This is a genomic window from Rheinheimera aquimaris, assembly GCF_020531985.1.
Classification (GTDB): domain Bacteria; phylum Pseudomonadota; class Gammaproteobacteria; order Enterobacterales; family Alteromonadaceae; genus Alishewanella; species Alishewanella aquimaris.
In genome coordinates this window covers 91411-106852 of sequence record NZ_JAJAVQ010000004.1, presented here as the reverse complement: position 1 = coordinate 106852, position 15442 = coordinate 91411, and the positions used below count along the sequence as shown (strand labels likewise).

Genomic DNA, 15442 nt, shown 5'->3' with positions numbered 1-15442 from the left:
AACTGAGACCAGCAGCAAAATTTAGCCGTTAAATTGCTGCTGATACCCCTGCAACAACGCTTGCCATTGTTCAGGTTGCCACTGAAAACCGCCATGCAGGCGACGCTCTTTCTCAAGTGAACGCAGCAACCGCTCCAGGTTCTGCTGCTGCCAGCTGCCAGAGGGGCGAACATCACATTTGTCAAAGTCAATTAACCAGAACTGGCCATCTGCTGCGAGCAGAATATTGTGGCAGTTCAGATCAGAATGAAATACGCCGTGGCGGTGAAAACGCGCAATCATGCCGCCAACCTGTTGCCACTGCTCCGACGTTAGTGCTTGCTGCAGTAACAGCTGGGCTAAATCTATTGCCCCGTCTATGCGCTCAATCAGAATATCTGCACTGTAGCCAAAGTTACGCCGCTGATAATGCGCAGCACAAGGCCGGGGAACAGGTAAACCCCAGCGCCACATCTGACACAACAGCCTGAACTCTGCCATCGCGCGGCTTAACAACAACGGCTCGGGCCAGAAGATATCCTTGTTCAGTTTGCCGACAAGGCCACCGCGATAATAGTGCCGAAGCACCATTTGTTTGCCCTGGTGCTGAATAAACCAAACGGTGTTGCGGCCACTGGAATGGCCAGTCACCAAGCCTTGCTGCTGCCAGAACGCCGGTTCAAAATAGCCAGGCTCAAACTGTGGGAAAAACGCCGGATCAAACCAGGCCGTGCTGCCAGCGAACCTGGCAATGTCCATCTGCGCCAGTGGCAGTAAAGCTTCTGCCTGCAGCATGATACGGGCTATCGCCCCCTGTTGCTTGTGATACAGACTCAGGCCTTTGTCACCCAACTGCTGCGCGAATTCAGGTTGTTGTATAAGTTGTTGAATAGCTGCGGCCAGGCTGGCAGCGTCAGACACGGCGATATAAGCCTGCTGCTTGCCAAGCTGGTTAAATACCTGCTGAAAGTTAAATACATGCGGCCCGGCCAGTACCGCCTTGCCAAAGGCCATAGCTTCCAAAGGATTATGGCCGCCACGCTCTATCAGGCTGCCACCGATAAAGACAAAACTGGCCAGCTGATACCAGCTTAATAGCTCACCCATCGAGTCTGCCAGCCATATTGCGGTTGTCGCATCGGGCAATGCCCCACTGCTGCGGCGCACAAAAGTAAGCTTGTGTTGCGTCAGTAATTGGGCTACCGCATCAAAACGCTCGGGGTGACGCGGCACCAGAATCAGTAACAGCTGGGGAAATTGCGTTTTCAGCGTCTGGTAAGACTGAATTAACAGTTCATCCTCTCCGGCATGAGTACTGCCTGCTACCCACACAACACGTCCGTCAACAACCGGCTGCAAAGCTTGCGCCAGTTGCCGACTGCCAACAGGAATATCCAGTTCAAATTTAATATTACCGGCGACAGCAACATTATTAGCGCCCAAAGCACGAAACCGCTTGGCACTGGCGGTATCCTGCGTCAGAATTTGGCTGATCTGTTGCAGCATAGGTTTGGTCAGCGCGCTAAAACGCCGGTAGCCTTTGGCCGAGCGGGCAGACAACCGGGCATTGACCACCAGCGTCGGTATCGCCAATGCTTTGCAGTTTGCCAGTAGATTTGGCCATAACTCTGTTTCCAGAATTAACAGCAATTGCGGCTGCAGTCTTTTTAACCAGCGCCGCATCAGCATAGGGTAATCAAATGGCAGATAGCAGTGCGTCAGTTGCCGGCCCAGCTGTTGCTGTTCGTGTTGAAACTTTACAACAGCGTCAGACGCTGTGGGTGTCGTGCAGGTTAATGTCAGCGGTAATTGCGGGTATTGCTGCAGCAGATGCTTAATCAGCGGTTTGGCGGCATTAAATTCGCCGACCGATACCGTATGCACCACTATGCCACCTCTGGCACTTACGGCTGGCAACCAGACGGCAAAGCGCTCGGCAAACCGCAGACGGTAGGCTTTGTCTTTACGCGACCGTAGCAGCAGATACAGCAGCAGTAGCGGTGTCAGCACTAGCAACAGCGTGCTGTACAATATCCTTAAAAGCAGAAATATCACAGTTTAGCTACTGACTTTATTGGCTTTAGCATCCGCCACCATGGTCGCCAGCGCCGCATACTTATGAAACGCATACTGTCCAAGCACAATCGCCATCAACAAGCCACGCCAACCATCCAGAAAACCCAGCCGCAACACGTATTGCTGCAGAAAATCGGTAAAAAACCGCAGAATAGCATAAGCCAACCCGGCTTTTTTGCCGCGGGCAAACTTGTCTTCGGCGCCAAGACAGGCATATTTGATATGCTTTTCCTGACAATGCTGATAGCTGCGCCAGCTGTGGTGAATAATGGCCGATTTCAGCACTCTGACCTTTTCATTAGGCAGCAAAAGTGTCTCATGCACCTGACGGTCTTTAAAGCTGGCACCGGTTTTTAAGAACAGCTTGCCCTGAGGCGTGGAATAGCGGCCACGCTTGAGTAACTTACCGAAAAAATAAGTATGCCATGGCATTTTAATAAAGTTGGCATCAAGCTCAGGTTCTGACAGCACCCGGTCAACCTCCAGCTTTAGCTCTGGTGTCAGTATTTCATCAGCATCAATACTCAGTACCCAGTCATGCTCGCACCAGGCCAACGCCCGGTTACGCTGCGGACCAAACCCCGGCCAGTCAGTCTGGTACACTTTGTCAGCGTAGCGCTCAGCAATTGCAACGGTGTTATCTATACTGCCTGAGTCTACGACGATCAGCTGATCTACCCAGCCTGTCAGAGACTGCAAACAAGCCTCTATCCGGTCTTCCTCGTTACAACAGATGACAAAACAGGAGATTTTACGGCTGCGCATACTTATACCTTTTCTGTTGCTGATTGAGCTTTGTATTGCACTGACGAGAGATCACCAGACAGATGCTTTTTGCGCACAGCCCGCAATTGCAGACGGTAAATCAGATTGCGCCAGAAAGAAGTGCCACCTTTGCGGCTACCGCCACTCATTTTATCAATTTCGCTTTCAAAACGACTAGCAGACCAAAGCCGGTAAGGCAAAATAGAATACACTGACAGCCCCAGCTCAGGGTAAAACTGCAGATCGACATCAACAGGCCGGAAAAACCGTGGCCGGCTGAGCAGCTTTTTAGCGCCTTGCAGCGTTAACGCATAGCCAGTGGTACAGTTTGGTACTTTGGCAAAATTCACCAGTTCATAGCCATCGCCGAGCGCCAATTTTTGCTCGCCTTTACCATCGCGATCATCGGCCAGCTTAATCATATCCCAGTTATCTAACTGGCTGATTTTCTGCAATACCGTAACAAATTCAGCTTCCAGATCGATATCATCTTCCAGAATCAGCGCCAGCGGGATCTGTTCATCCACCATACGCTGCCACAGGGTTCTGTGGCTTAAGTAGCAGCCAATCTCGCCGGCAGACAACGGGCGGCGAAACTTTTCCCGGTTCAGTTTGCTATCGTAACAAGCGTTAATGGCCTGTTCCGACAAGTTTTTGCCGTAAATGGCACTAAAGCGCTCAGCCTGAAACCCCAGCTTGTCCAGCTGCTCAGCAGCAGATTTATAACGTTCCGGGTTCGAATCCAGATTAATCAGCCAGACAGGAAAGCTAAACTGTTGTGCCATTATGTTTTCCATTTTACGTTTTAATGTCGCGTCATTTTACCTAACAAACGCTATTTTACCTAGGCGGCTTCTATGCTGTCGTTATCTGGCTGACAACTTAATGCGCCTGCTCAAACACTAACGGTAATGAAGGGTCCGGCTGCCGCTGAATAAACGGTGACAGGCGCTCAAACACCTGTTTTGGCGGTAAGCGGGTTTTACTACCCACCACACAGAATAAGCCGGGGTTTTCTGCGGCAAAGCTGTCGGCTACCTGCCAGTGCTCGTACGGGTGTGAGTCATGGATCAGCAGTAGCTGAGGTACTGTTTCGGTACCGGCAATTACATGAAATTTATGCAGCATATCCAGCTTTAATGCGCACAGATAATACAGCGAATATTCGGTCCATTTTAGTTTCAGGTAACGGCCAATCCACCAGTTCCGTGGATCTGACGGGTTATGTAACGAGCACAACATATCCACCCAGTTCTGATTGGCGGCTTTTGGCGTTAACTGCTGCATCAGCTGCTGGCTGATCGTTCTGGACATCAGTGCCGGCGTGACCGTCATACCGATGCCCTCAGGGCCGATATCCGGGCTTATCCCCAACAGCCGGGCGGAAGAGCGCCACCATTTCGGATGCTGCGCGCGTAATTCGTACTGCAACAACGCCTTACCATCAACAATAAGCTGCTGTTCAGTAAGTGGTTTTAAACATACCACATCCGCATCCAGCGTCAGGTAAAACTCATTCGCCACCTTATCGGCGATAGCAATTTTGACCAGTTGCTGCTTACGCCAACCCCGCATCTTCGGATAACGCTTAAACTCAGGCAGTAATTCATCTTCTGATAGTACTATGATGTTCAGCGCCTGCCAGCGGGCGTACTCCTGTTTAACCAGTTCAACTTCCTGCTCGGGCACCACAATAAACAATTCACTGATAAGGCCAGGTGCCATAAAGGTGCTAAGTGACGTGAACAGAATATGCGCACGCTTCAAATCGTTTACATCATAACTGCCGCAGGCTTTAAGCGGCAGCACAGCACTGATTGCCATAAACACTCCTTGTTATTCAAACAGGGTCTTATCAGATTCGTTCTGGTTTTAATGATGCACTGCAACATTATAGGGATGTATAACAGCACAAACCGGCATAAAAAGGTGCAATAGCTTAACCGAAGCACAGCGCGCGAGTAAAAACTTCTTTTGCAATAAGCAAGATCCGTTAAAATAAGCTCATCCGTGCACCGACTTGAGCTTGATATGCCAAATATGACCCAAAGTTTTCTGGATAGTTTAAAACGCCATCGCGACGCTTTTGCCACAGTAGAGGCCTATCTCGATGAAGCGATGCAACTACTTGCCGCCGTACAACAATGTCTGGCGCAGGGCGGCAAAGTGGTGTGGATGGGTAACGGTGGCAGCGCTGCCGACAGCCAGCATCTGGCGGCCGAGTTTATGGTGCGCTACAAAGCAGAGCGCGGCCCACTGGCATCAATAGCGTTAACGACCGATACCTCTATTCTGACCGCGCATGCCAATGACTATCACTTCGACAGCGTATTTGAACGTCAGGTCCGTGGTCTGGTAAGGCCGCAGGATGTGGTGATTGGCCTGACAACGTCCGGCAAAAGCCCGAATATTAATCTGGCGCTGCAAGCAGCCAATGAGCTTGGCGCTTACACAGTAGCATTAACCGGCCGTGATGGTGGTCTGGTAAAAGATATTGCCAAACTGCCTATTATTGTGAAAAACGATGAGACCGCCCGTATTCAGGAAGTGCATATGTTTATCGGCCATTGGTTATGTGAAGCACTGGATCTGGCTATCGTAGGGAATAACTGATGATTGATCTTAGTCTGCTGCAAAACTTGTCTTCAGCCGCTGTGCTGGTGGTCGGTGACGTCATGTTGGATCGCTACTATAACGGCGACTCGCAACGTATTTCACCTGAAGCACCGGTACCGGTGGTGAAGATCAGCAAAATAGAAGACAAAGCAGGCGGCGCGGCTAACGTAGCGCGTAACATCGCCCATCTGGATGGCAAAGCTGGCTTATTAGGTATTATTGGCGACGACAGCGCAGGCACCTCGTTACAGCAACTGTTAGCTGGTGAGCAAATCCATTCAGAACTGGTTAGCCAGCAGCATAAACCGACTATTGCAAAAATCCGCGTCGTATCACGCCAGCAGCAAATAGTCAGGCTGGATCAGGAAGAAACCTTCAGTGCAGAAGATGCGAAGCGCCTGGCTGAGCACTTTGCTGCCGTTTACCACCAATATGATGTGATAGTGTTCAGCGATTACAACAAAGGCTCGCTGCAGCATATTGCCGGCATGATTAAACTGGCAAAAGCGGCCGGTAAAACCGTATTGGTCGACCCGAAACAAAACGATTTATCGGTTTATGCCGGTGCCGATATTATTACACCTAACTTAGATGAATTCAGAGCAGCAGGCGGTAAAACCGGTTCGGTCGAAGACATGCTAAGTTCCGCCCGGCAATTAATGCGCGACGCCGATTTAGCCTCTATTTTGCTAACCCGCAGTGAGCAGGGCATGAGCCTTATCACTGCCGATGAGTATTTTCACTTCCCGGCGCAGGTGCTCGAAGTAAGCGATGTAACAGGTGCCGGTGATACCGTTATTGCCACGTTGGCGGTGATGTTAAGTGCCGGTATGTCGCTGCGCGATGCAACACAACTGGCGAATCTGGCGGCTGGCATAGTAGTGGGTAAAGTCGGCGCCGCAACGGTTTCACCGGAAGAGCTGGCCGCCAAACTGAATAAAGATTTATTCCGTCGGGGCGACTTCTACCAGACGCCGTTTGACAAAGTGCTACAGCATATCCGTTTTGCGCGCCAGAGCGGCGAGCGTATTGTGTTTACCAACGGCTGTTTTGATATTTTACATGCCGGCCATGTGCGTTATCTAACGCAGGCAAAAGCGCAGGGCGACCGTTTAGTCGTTGGCTTGAATTCAGATGCGTCAGTGCGCCGGTTAAAAGGCGAGCAGCGGCCCATTAATTCACTGGAAGACCGGGCCACAGTGCTGGCCAGTCTGGCCAGCGTCGACTGGGTAGTACCTTTTGGCGATGACTCAAGCGAAAACGACACCCCGCTTCAGCTTATCAGCACTATTTTGCCTGATGTACTGGTCAAAGGCGGCGATTACAGCCTGGATACTATCGTCGGCGCCGATGTCGTTATCGCTAATGGCGGTGAGGTACAGGTATTAACCTTTGTTGATGGCCGTTCAACCAGCAAAGTTATCCGTAAAATTCAGGATCTGCAGGGAAAGCAATAAGTGGTTAAGCAGTGGAACCCGGCAGGTCTGACATCAATTTGTATTTTACGCCTGTCGGCAATTGGTGATGTGTGTAATGCAGTGTCTGTGGTACAGGCTATTCAGCGACAATACCCAAAGGCACAAATCACCTGGGTTATCGGTAAGGTAGAGGCTGTGCTGCTGGCAGGACTGCCCGGCGTGCGCTTTGTTGTATTTGACAAAAAACAGGGCAAAGCAGCCTACAGCCAGTTGAAACAAGCGCTTAAGCACGATTACTTTGATGTATTGCTGCATATGCAGGTCGCTTTTCGCGCTAACGTAGCGTCTCTGTGCATTAACGCCGGCAAAAAAATTGGTTTTGACTGGCATACCGCTAAAGAGCTGCATGCGCTTTTTATGCGCCATCGTATTGAACCGGCACCTCGCAGCCATGTGCTGGATGGGTTTCGCCAGTTTGCTAAGGCTATTGGTGTCACTGAGCAAACCCTCGGCCAAACACCGTCATGGCAGTTACCGATTAGCAACGCCGATGAGCAGTGGGCCAAAGCGCAGCTGGCTGCCACCGGCAACAACAGAACCCTTATCATTAGCCCGGCAGCCTCGAAAGCCGAACGCAACTGGCTGCCGGAGCGCTACGCCGCGTTGGCAGATTATGCTACTGAACAAGGCTTCGCGGTGCTGTTATGCGGCGGCCCAACCGAGTTGGAGCGTAATTTAAGCCAGGCAATAATAGCGCAGGCCAAACAGCCGATAACGGACTTGACCGGCAAAACCAGCTTAAAGCAACTGCAGGCATTGTTAAAACATACCCACCTGGTGCTTGCACCAGATACCGGCCCTGCCCATATGGCCGTTGCGGAAGGAACACCGGTTATCGGTCTGTACGGCCACAGCAACCCCGACCGCACCGGGCCCTATTTATTCCGCCAGTATGTGGTCGAGGTGTATCATAAATCGTTGTTGCAGCAATACGGTAAAACAGCAGATCAGCTAAAATGGGGCACCCGGGTAAAAGGCGCCGATATCATGCAGCAGATAAGTGTCGCCGCTGTAACAGCCATGTTTGATAAAGTGGTTGCGGAGCAACAGTTATGAACCATACCCCGTTAGTTAAAGCCGCGTTTTTAGACCGTGATGGCGTAATTAATGTTGATCACGGCTATGTCAGCACTGCAGAGCAATTCGAGTTTATTGACGGCGTCTTTGCCGCCTGCCGTCACCTGCAGCAGCAAGGTTATTTGCTGATTGTGGTGACGAACCAATCGGGTATTGGCCGAGGCTATTACAGTGAAGCACAGTTCTGGCAGCTGACCGATTGGATGAAGCAGCAGTTTGCCGCAAACGGTGTCGATATAACTGATGTATTCTTTTGCCCGCACCACCCGGTTAATGCGCAGCCTCCGTACCAGCTTGAGTGCAATTGCCGCAAGCCAGCGCCCGGCATGTTACTGCAGGGCATTGAGAAATATGGCATTGATGCTAAACAAAGCCTGATGCTGGGTGATAAAAAAGCCGACATGCAAGCCGCTAAAGCCGCCGGCGTTGGCCGTAAAGTGCTGGTACTGTCAGGCCAGAGCCTGAGCGACGCAGATAAGGCCAGTGCAGATGAGATCTGGCCTTCGATAAAAGCGGCGTTAACCCAGGTATAACGCTTACAGCGCCGCCAGGATCACTTCGGCTTTGCTGACTTCAAAGGTTTTTGGTGCTTCAACGTTCAGCAGTGTCACCACGCCATTTTCGACAATCATGGCATAACGCTGTGAACGCAGGCCACCAAAATCACCGGTTTCCATCGTCAGGCCTATAGCTTTATGAAACGCTGCGCCGCCGTCAGCTAGAAAGACGATTTCCTCTGCGTTCTGACTTTTCGCCCAGGCACTCATGACAAACGCATCGTTAACCGCTGTACAAACAATGGCATCGACACCTTTGGCTTTAATCTGATCGGCCAGCGTAATATAGCCGGGTAAATGCGCAGCAGAACAGGTTGGTGTAAATGCACCCGGCACGGCAAATAGCACAACTTTTTTATTGGCAAAGATCTGGCTGGTGGTCGGGTTCATTACGCCTTCTTTCGTCAGTTGAGAAAAACTGACTTCCGGTAATTTATCGCCTGTTTTAATCATGGTTGCTCCCCTGTTAGCTAAGCGTAGGTTAAATCATTAATGTTAAATAAGTTGCTGACAAAATAGCATTACATTGCTGCATTAATATACACATCAAAACGATTATTCTTCCCACCGACTTCCATTGTGGGTTTAACACCCGCTAAATATTCAGCATAACCTGGCCGTTTTACCACGACCCGCTTTTGCGCCAGCTGCAGCGCGGGTACCAACAGCGCATCGGCATCAATGTCGCTGCCAACCACATCATGGAAAGCGCGCATTTCTTTTTTCACCAGGGCAGTTTTGTCCCGCGGTGGAAACATTGGGTCCAGATACACCACATCGACTGCTGCATGTGTGGTAAGCGCCTGCAGCGCGCTGCAGTGCAGTAGCTGCATACGCTCTGGTAACCAACTGAGTTCTGCTGTTTGCGCACCACGGCGCAAACCATCGTACAACAGTGCCGCAACGGCCGGGTTACGTTCAACCAGTGTCACGCTCGCGCCAAGGCTTGCCAGCACAAACGCATCGCGGCCAAGCCCGGCAGTAGCGTCGAGTACAGTAACGTCGCGTTTTTTCTGTAAGCCACAGGCTTTAGCAATGGCCTCACTTTTACCACCACCGTGCTGGCGGCGGTAACTGGCAGCACCACCGGCAAAATCGACGACAATATCGCCCTGCTTCGGTAACTCTGAATGGCGCAGCACTAAAGCACCATGCTGCCAGGCAAGATGCCAGCCGTTGGCATTTTCGGTCAAGGTCAGGCCAAACTGCTGCTTCAGGCTGTCGGCATAGCTGCGATCAAGCTCCAGGCTTTGTAAAATGCTAAACGCCATTAACGCTGCATCCCCACCACATTTTCACCAACACTTAGCGCAATAATCTGACTTAGCTGCTGCATACTACGGCCAGATTGCTGTTGCCACAGGTTAAACTGCTGCTGTATCTGCTGCAGACTACGTTTGCTGCTGACACCACCGTCAAATACGTTAGTTGCGCGCAGGTAAGCTTCAACATCGTCGCTAAGAATAAAAGTATCTTTGCCTATAGCCCTAAGTGCATAGGGGCCGGTATTGCCGCCAAGACGGGCGCCATGTTTTTTCAGATACGCCCACAAACCGGTAATGTCACTGACAGGCCAGTCGGCCAGAAAGCGGGCAAAACTGCCGTGTTTTCGGGCAATATCGTCAATCATCATGGCATTGTGACGAATGGTAAACACCTTGGCTGCATTTCGGATAATACGCTCATCACGCGCTTTGGCTTCAAGCATTTCATCGCTCATCAGCAGCATTTTTTCGATATCAAAATCAAAAAACACTTCGCAAAAGCCCGGCCACTTTTGCCGGACGACCCGCCAGACAAAGCCGGACTGAAACACTTTTTTCGTCAGTTCACCAAGCAGCAGGTTATCGGGTATCGCGGCAATATCAGCAGCAGTTGCACTTTGCCCAAGCAGCGCTTCCAGTGCCGTAGCGCCGCCTTTGCGATCACAGGCACGCTGATAAATTTGTTGGAAAGATTCAGCAGTTTGCACCAGGTTATCCATCTCTCAAAAATAAGGGCAACAGTGTAACTGCTGCCCCTATATCAATGCCAGTTCTGCTGTGTTACCAAGGTAAAAGCGCTTAAAACGCCGGCGCCTCACCTGTGCCTTTTAACGTACAAACGCCATTTTCCAGTACCACTGCGGGTTTAGGCACCACAGCGCAGTCAGACATCAGACCCAAGCGGTCGTTTTCTGATTTCACCGCAGCGTTGTATTTACTGATCAGGGCCATTATCTGGCTTTCATCACCCTTTTTCGTTGAGAGCGCAATATAACTTGAGGGGCCGCCACAGGGCTTACTACCAAAGCCAACCACCTTACACTGCTGAACATTGTCGGCTTCGGGTTCACCAATCAGCGCCATTATTTCTGCCCGCATGACCGGTAAGCTTGCTTGATCTGCCATTTGCTGTTTCCTCGCTTTTACCGCTGCAACCGGGTTGGTTTGTGGGTCAATCGGTTCTACCAACGGCTCTGGTGGCAAGCGCTCAGCATTTGAGCCGTTTGCTGCCTGGCCCTGCTGACAACCCGCCACAGCCAGCGTCATAATAAGTATCAATAACTTGGTGCGCATAGTGTCTCCTTCCTGTCCGACATTCAGCTTGGCAGAGCAATAGTGAATTGGCAATGAATTGTTAATTCACTATTCTGCTACTCAACTGGCAATGCCCATATGCCGCAGTAATGCTTCGTTACTTGGCTCACGGCCACGGAAACCTTTAAACAGCTCCATTGGCTCGGCGCTGCCGCCACGCTCTAAAATCCAGCGTAAAAAGTCGCGCCCGGTATCGGCGTTAAAAATGCCCTCTTCCTCAAACCGGCCAAAAGCATCTGCCGACAGCACTTCGGCCCATAAATAACTGTAATAGCCTGCCGCATAACCCCCGGCAAAAATATGGCTAAAGCCATGCTGAAAACGGTTAAAACGTGGCGGAATAATCACCGACACCTCACTGCGTACTTCATCCAGCATTTGCTGCACGCGGCCCCCCTGGCCCGGGTCATACTCGGCATGCAGGCGAAAATCAAATAAGGCAAACTCCAGCTGACGCACCAGAAACATTGCCGACTGAAAGTTTTTCGCGGCCAGCATTTTGTCCAGCAAATCCTGCAGCAGCGGCTCGCCGGTTTCATAGTGGCCAGAGATGATAGCCAGTGCTTCACTTTGCCAGCACCAGTTTTCCAGAAATTGGCTCGGCAGCTCCACCGCATCCCAGGCCACACCATTAATGCCAGCTACTGCGGCGGCGTCGACTTTAGTCAGCATATGGTGAATACCATGACCAAATTCATGGAACAGCGTTACCACTTCATCATGGGTAAACAGCGCGGGTTTTCCACCCACCGGCTTATTAAAATTACAGGTTAGGTAAGCTACCGGCGTTTGTACACTGCCATCGGCAAGAATGCGCCGGCCCTGACAGTCGTCCATCCAGGCACCACCGCGCTTTTTCGCTCTGGCATATAAATCGAGATAAAAGCTGCCGCGCAGCTCACCACTGCTGTCAAAAATATCGTAAAACTTCACATCACTGTGCCAGACATCAACGCCATCGCGCTGTTGTACACTGACACCAAACAGCTTATGCAGTACGGTAAACAAGCCCGCTACCACTTTATGCTCCGGGAAGTAAGGTCGTAGCTGCTCATCCGAAATGGCATATTTTGCCTGCTTCAGCTTTTCGGCATAGTAAGTCACATCCCAGGCTGCCAGCTCAGCCACCTTATACTCGCTTTGAGCAAACTGGGTTAACTCGGCCAAGTCTTGCTGCGCCTGCGGCTTGGCACGCCGGGCTAGATCGTGCAGGAAATCCAGCACCTGTGCCGGGCTTTGCGCCATCTTGGTAGCCAGTGACTCTTCAGCTGCGTTATTAAAATCCAGCAATTGCGCCAGTTCGTGTTTAAGCGCCAGCGTTTCTTCGATAATAGCACTGTTATCAAACTGACCGGCTGTCGGCCCCTGATCAGATGCCCGGGTGCAATAGGCACTGTACATTGCTTCGCGCAGCTCGCGTTTGTCTGCGTATGTCATGATGGCGATATAGCTTGGAAACTCTAACGTAAATACCCAACCGCTCAGGTCACGGCTTTTGGCTTCTTCCGCCGCAGCCAGCCTGGCATCTTGTGGCAGCCCCGCTAATTCAGCTTCATCGGTGATATGTTTAAACCAGGCCTGCGTCGCATCAAGCGTATTATTGGCGAAGGTAGAACTCAGCTCGGATAAGCGGCTTTGTATTTCCCCGTAGCGCTGCTTTTTCTCGGTCGATAAACCAATACCCGACAGCTTAAAGTCACGTAATGCGTTTTGAATCACTTTTTGCTGCGCCGCCGTTAAGCCGCTGTATTCTGCGCTTTGCGCCAGCTGCTGGTATTTCTGATACAAACCTTCATGCTGCCCAAGCCAGGTGCTGTATTCTGACAATAGCGGCAAGCAGCTCTCGTAAGCCTCGCGCAGCTGCGGCGTATTGACGACAGAATTCATATGTGACACCGGCGACCACAGCTTACCCAGACGCTCAGCATCTTGCTCCAGCTGTTCAATCAATGTCGCCCAGCTTACCTGCGGCAATTCTACCGCACGCTCTACAGCGGCGCGCGCCTGTGCTATCGCCTGCTCGACTGCAGGTTTTACCTGTTCAGGCTGGATCTTGGAAAAAGGAGGTAACCCGGTAAAGGACAACAGGATGTTTTCAGTGGCAGACATAATAAACCTTAGCTGTTTAGCGCAATAATGCAGATGATGTTGGGGCGATCCCGTTCAATATCAATCCGGCGTCAGCAGGCCGCGGCTGACAAGCCTATTGGCAGTGCCGCCATCACTTAGCTATACTGTGCAGAATTTGTTAATCAAAGGAATGAAGTTAAATGAAAATGTTGCAAAAATCCATTTTTATCAGCCTGTTATGTGCAAGCCTCAGTGTAAGCGCCAGCGATGCCGAAATTAACGAAGCTATCGCTGCTGCAACCAAACACTACAAAGCTGGCGAATTGTCTCAAGCGATAGCGCAACTGGATTATGCCAGCACCCTGATCCGGCAGGAAAAAGGTGAGCAGGTAAAAAGTGCCTTCCCTGATGCCCCTTCAGGCTGGGAAGCCGATGAAGCCAGCAGCGAAGTGGCCGGCGCTGCAATGTTTGGCGGCGGTATCACCGCGTCGCGGGTTTATTACAATGATGAGCAGCGCATTGAAATGCAGCTGATGATGGACTCGCCGATGTTACAGGCGTTTTCCATGATGTTAAGTAATCCATCGATGATCGCCATGTCTGGCGGTAAGCTGACGAAGATCCAGGGTATTCAGGCGGTACAGAAAGTAGACGGCGACCAGTTGGAAATTCAGTTTGTTACCCCTGGAGGTGCGATGATCACGTTAAGTGGTGATAACGCAGCGCAGAGCACCATGTTAAAGCTTGCCAATGCTATCGATTTGAAGAAGTTATAATTCTAAAGCCGATATTCTGCAGCATTAGCCCGGCGGCGTTGCCCCGGGCTTGTAAAACCCCTACCTAACCCCTATAACACAGTACAGTATCTTCTCAGGAACTGTATTATGACCCGTCATTTTGATTACTTATCTATCGGCGCCGGCAGCGGCGGCATTGCCAGTGCCAACCGTGCCGCTATGCGCGGAGCCAAAGCCGCGGTAGTGGAAGCAAACGTAGTAGGTGGCACCTGCGTGAACGTCGGTTGTGTGCCAAAAAAAGTAATGTGGTACGGTGCGCATATTGCAGAAGCACTGAAATACAGCCCCGACTATGGCTTTGATATTACACAGAACAACTTTGACTGGGCTACCCTGGTAAAAAACCGCGAAGCCTATATTCAGCGTATTCACGCCAGCTATCAAAAAGGCTTTGCCAACAATAATGTCACTTACATTGAAGGTTTTGCCCGCTTTATTGATCCGCATACGGTTGAGGTAAACGGTGAGCATATAACAGCTGATCATATTACCATCGCCACCGGCGGCCGGCCGTCACGACCGGATATTCCGGGCAGCGAACATGGTATAGATTCTGATGGCTTCTTTGCGCTGTCCAAACAGCCGAAAAAAGCACTGGTAATAGGTGCCGGTTATATCGCAGTGGAAATTGCCGGTGTATTACACGCTTTGGGTACTGAAACCCATCTGCTGGTGCGTAAAGACCGGCCGCTTAGAAATTTTGATCAAGACATTACTGATATGCTGCTTGAAAGGATGACACAGGATAAGCTGCGACTGCATACACACAGCAATGTCGCCAGTGTTGAAAAAGTCAGTGATGGTATCCTGACTGTCAATCTGGATAACGGCATACAATTTACCAATGTTGACTGCCTGATTTGGGCAATAGGCAGAGAGCCTGCCACTGACAAGCTGGGTTTGGCTGCTGCCGGTGTAAAAACCGATGCAGATGGTTACATCCGTACCGACAAATACCAGAACACCAATGTAAAAGGCATTTATGCCGTCGGTGACATTACCGGTGAAGCACAGCTGACACCTGTCGCGGTGAAAGCCGGCCGCTTGCTGGCAGAGCGCCTGTTTAACCCGGAACTTGCCGATGCCCATATGGATTACAGCCTGATCCCAACAGTGGTATTCAGCCATCCGCCAATCGGTACTATTGGCCTAACAGAGCATGAAGCACGGCAAAAATACGGTGACGAAGCGGTAAAAGTATATCGTTCCGGCTTTGCCGCTATGTATAACGCCGTGACCGAACACCGGGCGCTTAGCCGCTTTAAACTGGTGTGCGCCGGGGCGGATGAAAAAGTCGTTGGCCTGCATGGTATTGGTGAAGGTATGGACGAAGTACTACAGGGTTTTGCTGTCGCAATAAAAATGGGGGCAACTAAGGCCGACTTTGATAATACCGTTGCCCTGCACCCCACCAGTGCAGAAGAATTTGTGACGATGCGTTAAAAGCC

15 protein-coding genes are annotated in these 15442 nt (G+C 51.0%); 6 read left to right on the top strand and 9 right to left on the bottom strand.

The features are described from left to right. Window positions 1–21: 21 nt before the first annotated feature. From waaA to LHL18_RS13000, 4 genes are all read right to left on the bottom strand, one after another. Entirely contained in the window at window positions 22–2034 is a 2013-nt protein-coding gene (gene waaA / locus LHL18_RS13015) for a lipid IV(A) 3-deoxy-D-manno-octulosonic acid transferase (protein WP_226767395.1), read from the bottom strand. A gap of 3 nt (window positions 2035–2037) precedes the next feature. Further along, on the bottom strand, window positions 2038–2820 hold the full coding sequence (locus LHL18_RS13010) for a glycosyltransferase family 2 protein (protein WP_226767394.1): 783 nt from the start codon (window positions 2818–2820) through the stop codon (window positions 2038–2040). A 2-nt stretch (window positions 2821–2822) separates the two neighbouring features. Further along, on the bottom strand, window positions 2823–3605 hold the full coding sequence (locus tag LHL18_RS13005) for a glycosyltransferase family 25 protein (RefSeq protein ID WP_226767393.1): 783 nt from the start codon (window positions 3603–3605) through the stop codon (window positions 2823–2825). Window positions 3606–3702: 97 nt separating this feature from the next. After that, window positions 3703–4644, bottom strand: a complete 942-nt coding sequence (locus LHL18_RS13000; RefSeq protein ID WP_226767392.1) for a DUF6492 family protein — start codon at window positions 4642–4644, stop codon at window positions 3703–3705. 207 nt (window positions 4645–4851) lie between these two features. Between LHL18_RS13000 and LHL18_RS12995 the strand changes: the two genes are divergently transcribed. From LHL18_RS12995 to gmhB, 4 genes are read left to right on the top strand one after another with little or no spacing between them, the layout of a single operon-like run. Continuing rightward, entirely contained in the window at window positions 4852–5433 is a 582-nt protein-coding gene (locus LHL18_RS12995; protein WP_226767391.1) for a D-sedoheptulose-7-phosphate isomerase, read from the top strand. Further along, window positions 5433–6893, top strand: coding sequence for a bifunctional D-glycero-beta-D-manno-heptose-7-phosphate kinase/D-glycero-beta-D-manno-heptose 1-phosphate adenylyltransferase HldE (gene hldE, locus LHL18_RS12990; RefSeq protein ID WP_226767390.1), 1461 nt, complete (start codon window positions 5433–5435; stop codon window positions 6891–6893). Before LHL18_RS12995 ends, hldE begins: the two co-directional genes overlap by 1 nt. Next, window positions 6894–7970 carry a glycosyltransferase family 9 protein gene (locus LHL18_RS12985; RefSeq protein WP_226767389.1) on the top strand — a complete coding sequence of 359 codons (1077 nt, stop codon included), beginning with the start codon at window positions 6894–6896 and terminating at the stop codon, window positions 7968–7970. Next, window positions 7967–8524 (top strand): D-glycero-beta-D-manno-heptose 1,7-bisphosphate 7-phosphatase, encoded by a 558-nt coding sequence (gene gmhB, locus LHL18_RS12980; protein ID WP_226767388.1) that lies wholly within the window; start codon window positions 7967–7969, stop codon window positions 8522–8524. The genes LHL18_RS12985 and gmhB overlap by 4 nt, the downstream gene beginning before the upstream one ends. 3 nt (window positions 8525–8527) lie before the next feature. Here gmhB and LHL18_RS12975 read toward each other — a convergent pair whose 3' ends face one another. From LHL18_RS12975 to prlC, 5 genes are all read right to left on the bottom strand, one after another. After that, window positions 8528–9001 (bottom strand): peroxiredoxin, encoded by a 474-nt coding sequence (locus tag LHL18_RS12975; RefSeq protein WP_134057805.1) that lies wholly within the window; start codon window positions 8999–9001, stop codon window positions 8528–8530. Window positions 9002–9069: 68 nt separating this feature from the next. Further along, complete coding sequence (locus LHL18_RS12970; RefSeq protein WP_226767387.1) at window positions 9070–9819, bottom strand: class I SAM-dependent methyltransferase; 750 nt, start codon at window positions 9817–9819, stop codon at window positions 9070–9072. Continuing rightward, window positions 9819–10520 carry a DNA-3-methyladenine glycosylase I gene (locus LHL18_RS12965; RefSeq protein WP_226767386.1) on the bottom strand — a complete coding sequence of 234 codons (702 nt, stop codon included), beginning with the start codon at window positions 10518–10520 and terminating at the stop codon, window positions 9819–9821. Before LHL18_RS12965 ends, LHL18_RS12970 begins: the two co-directional genes overlap by 1 nt. A gap of 91 nt (window positions 10521–10611) precedes the next feature. Beyond that, a complete protein-coding gene (locus LHL18_RS12960) occupies window positions 10612–11106 on the bottom strand; it encodes a hypothetical protein (protein ID WP_226767385.1) in 495 nt (164 codons plus the stop codon). 81 nt (window positions 11107–11187) lie between these two features. Then, window positions 11188–13236: an oligopeptidase A gene (gene prlC / locus LHL18_RS12955; RefSeq protein ID WP_226767384.1), complete on the bottom strand. Its 2049-nt coding sequence runs from the start codon at window positions 13234–13236 to the stop codon at window positions 11188–11190. 161 nt (window positions 13237–13397) lie between these two features. Between prlC and LHL18_RS12950 the strand changes: the two genes are divergently transcribed. Then, complete coding sequence (locus tag LHL18_RS12950; RefSeq protein ID WP_226767383.1) at window positions 13398–13973, top strand: hypothetical protein; 576 nt, start codon at window positions 13398–13400, stop codon at window positions 13971–13973. Window positions 13974–14081: 108 nt separating this feature from the next. Further along, a complete protein-coding gene (gene gorA / locus LHL18_RS12945) occupies window positions 14082–15437 on the top strand; it encodes a glutathione-disulfide reductase (RefSeq protein ID WP_226767382.1) in 1356 nt (451 codons plus the stop codon). The last annotated feature ends 5 nt before the right edge of the window (window positions 15438–15442 follow it).